Genomic DNA, 2,562 nt, shown 5'->3' with positions numbered 1-2,562 from the left:
CCGACGCACCGCCGAAGGCAAAACCAACCGAGAGATCAAACGCTGCCTAGCCCGCTACGTCGCCCGCGACCTCTACCGACTACTCGAAAACGGCCCCGCAGCGGCTTGACGAAGCATAGGAGCGTCGTAAGTCGTGCCGGCGCGGAAGTTTGATCAGACTTGGATGGTGCGCAGACGTTGGGCACTGGCGGTTCGCACCTTCTTTGTGCGTGCGCGGGCTGCCAGCACGCTCAATGATTCCGCGTCGAGGTGCGGGACTAGACGCCGCTGAAGCCAATCCGTCCAAAGCTCCAACTGTTCGTCGACTTCCGGGGTTGGGAGTTCAGAATCGATGGCCCGCCCCAGGACCTGAATCTCACTGGCACGGACCGTTGCGTGGTCGCGAGAAGTCATTGGAAGGAGCGACAACCACGCTTCTGCTTCGTCTGCCGTAACGCGTTCCAGTACCAGGAGCACAGCTGAATGAGCCACTACATCGTCCTGCTCATCTCGGATGCATCGCTTCAGCTGATCGAAAGTCGACGGTTCTTGTATCGCCCGCTGATACACCGGCCATCGATCGTGTTCTGAGCTGAAGTCTGTCGACTGGATGCCGACCTGGCGAGCAAGACGTTCGACTGCTTCATATGAAGTGTCGCTCGCATCCACCCGGGCATCATCGCACCACGACGAGGACGATGCCGCATCGCGGCTGAATGAAGTGTCCGAGTAGATCAGAACGAGGGGCGCGCTGCAGTCTGTCAGAATTTCCTGCGTGACGATTCTGTTGCTGATCGCCGGGGTGATCTTCGTCGGATGCATCGCAACCGCCGTCGTGGCGGCCTACCGCTCCGACATCGACGGTGCCGGACGCGAAGTCGCCTCCCTCCTCGCGCTGCTCGTCGTACTCCTTGTCATCGGATACGGGGTTCAGTCGGCCGTCTTTGGCTAGTAGCGTGCGCCGATGCCAGCAGGGCGACGCGTTCAAAACGCTCACACGTACCACCGCGGGATGCGACGATCGCGCAATGAGAGACAGGATGCGCAACCCGTGGAACCCCGGCGACTACCTGACGTACGGACTGCTGGGCGCCTTCATCGGGGGTGTCGTTCTCGGCCTGACGTTCGAGAACGATGTTGCTTGGATCGGATACCTGATACTGGCGATTTCTGCCACGCTCTTCCAAATCGGCATCATCGCGAAGGGTGTGCAGGTGGGCAACCGGGCCAGCTTTGAAGAAGAAGCCAGCTAACCCGGACCATCCGAGCCGTCGTGTCGATCGAGACGACCGGACTTTGGTGGGCCGAAAGTGATCGGAACTAGAACAGGCAGTGCGGCCTCATGGAAATGTATAGGCATGCGGCTGATCTTCACGACCCTTTGCATGCTTGTGGCCCTGTCTGGCTGCTCGAGCGACCCGGGTATCACCAGCACGCCGGAGGCGTTTGAAGGAAAGTATCCATTCAAAACCTGCAGCGAGGCGCGAGATGCCATCGAGAGCCAGCACGCGGGGGACCAACGGATGAAGGCGTTCTGGGGCGATGGCGGGGAAGGCTCGATCTACCCCGGGGCACAGGAGCACCTTGCCAGGATGCTGACGGGGACCATCGAGAGCACCAACGAGATCAAGGTGATGTACCCGAGGTGCTTCGACCAGGACGAGGTTCGGGCCAGCTACAAGGCACTCAAAATCCCGGTTCCTGCTCACTGAGTCAAGCCCGGACCTGATCCTGTCAGGCGAGCTTCCGAAGTGCACCGGTACTGCGCCCAGCGTTCGTATTCGTCCGATACGCGCTCGGTTGCGTCGGAAAGATGCACCTCGCCAACTATCGAGGACTACGGTTCAACCACTCTTCGAGGGTGCCGAGTAGTTCATAGCCGGCGGAGCCACCTTTGCTCTCAACCCCTCTGCAATTGTCTCGACAGTCTCGCGATCCATGTGAAGAGTCAGCCATCTCTGAGGATCAACCGCTGTCCCGCCTTGGGAAACTCCAAAGTCTGCGGCTCGCTCCAAGAGAAGCTCCACGCCTGATTCACTCAGCCCCGGCAAGTCCACTGACCAATACGCGTCATCCGCCATGGTTTGAACCTAGACGAACCCAGTTGTGCATCGACAGATCATGGCCCGTGCCCGAGCCAGGCGGTCCCCGCGCGGCGGAAAGACGCGCGCCTGAGATGCGGCGATCCGGGTCGGGCGGATCCCCGCTAGTGGATTTGGCCGAGCCAGCGGCTGAGGAGCACCTTGCCGTTGAACGCCATAACTACGGCACCCACGAGGACGAAGAGTTTGCCGTCGTCAAAATCTGCGACGCCTACGGCCGTCAGGGCCAGACCGACCATGAAGAACACCGAGAGAGTGCGCGTGGACAAGCGGTCGCGCTCTGGATTCGGGTGCATGGTCATTTGGAGAGTGTGGCACCTCAAACACGACGCCGACTTCACAATGCGCCGGCAAGCGGCGGAATGACTGTGAGGATCGCCAACGCAGCCTGATGGTGCTGGGCTGTGGTTGGTGACCGCGGGTGTGACCCTCGGAATGACTGGCTTTGTGCCTTGTTGCGACTTGTCCGCTCGTGGTCACC

Annotated in this window: 5 protein-coding genes; 3 read left to right on the top strand and 2 right to left on the bottom strand. The window is 60.6% G+C overall.

The features are described 5' to 3' along the window. Positions 1-153: 153 nt before the first annotated feature. On the bottom strand, positions 154-648 hold the full coding sequence (locus tag BOSE46_RS21355) for a hypothetical protein (protein WP_159543123.1): 495 nt from the start codon (positions 646-648) through the stop codon (positions 154-156). A gap of 106 nt (positions 649-754) precedes the next feature. Between BOSE46_RS21355 and BOSE46_RS21350 the strand changes: the two genes are divergently transcribed. The 3 genes from BOSE46_RS21350 (at position 755) to BOSE46_RS21340 (ending at position 1,691) form a co-directional block, all read left to right on the top strand. Then, complete coding sequence (locus BOSE46_RS21350; protein WP_159543120.1) at positions 755-931, top strand: hypothetical protein; 177 nt, start codon at positions 755-757, stop codon at positions 929-931. 88 nt (positions 932-1,019) lie between these two features. Continuing rightward, positions 1,020-1,232, top strand: a complete 213-nt coding sequence (locus tag BOSE46_RS21345; RefSeq protein WP_159543117.1) for a hypothetical protein — start codon at positions 1,020-1,022, stop codon at positions 1,230-1,232. A gap of 105 nt (positions 1,233-1,337) precedes the next feature. Then, positions 1,338-1,691, top strand: coding sequence for a hypothetical protein (locus tag BOSE46_RS21340; RefSeq protein WP_159543115.1), 354 nt, complete (start codon positions 1,338-1,340; stop codon positions 1,689-1,691). 494 nt (positions 1,692-2,185) lie between these two features. Here the strand turns inward: BOSE46_RS21340 and BOSE46_RS21335 are convergent, their stop codons facing one another. Further along, complete coding sequence (locus BOSE46_RS21335; RefSeq protein ID WP_159543112.1) at positions 2,186-2,383, bottom strand: hypothetical protein; 198 nt, start codon at positions 2,381-2,383, stop codon at positions 2,186-2,188. Positions 2,384-2,562: the final 179 nt, after the last annotated feature.

Origin of the sequence: Aeromicrobium sp. 9AM, from assembly GCF_902506105.1 — a bacterium.
GTDB lineage: Bacteria > Actinomycetota > Actinomycetes > Propionibacteriales > Nocardioidaceae > Aeromicrobium.
Note: the sequence above shows the minus strand (reverse complement) of the source record. Positions and strands in the feature narration are given on the sequence as shown.

Excerpts from the sequence above, each read along its gene's own strand:
- BOSE46_RS21345 (WP_159543117.1), top strand. The coding sequence starts at position 1,020 with ATGCGCAACCCGTGGAACCCCGGCGACTACCTGACGTACGGACTGCTG.
- BOSE46_RS21335 (WP_159543112.1), bottom strand. The coding sequence starts at position 2,383 with ATGACCATGCACCCGAATCCAGAGCGCGACCGCTTGTCCACGCGCACT.
- BOSE46_RS21340 (WP_159543115.1), top strand. The coding sequence starts at position 1,338 with ATGCGGCTGATCTTCACGACCCTTTGCATGCTTGTGGCCCTGTCTGGC.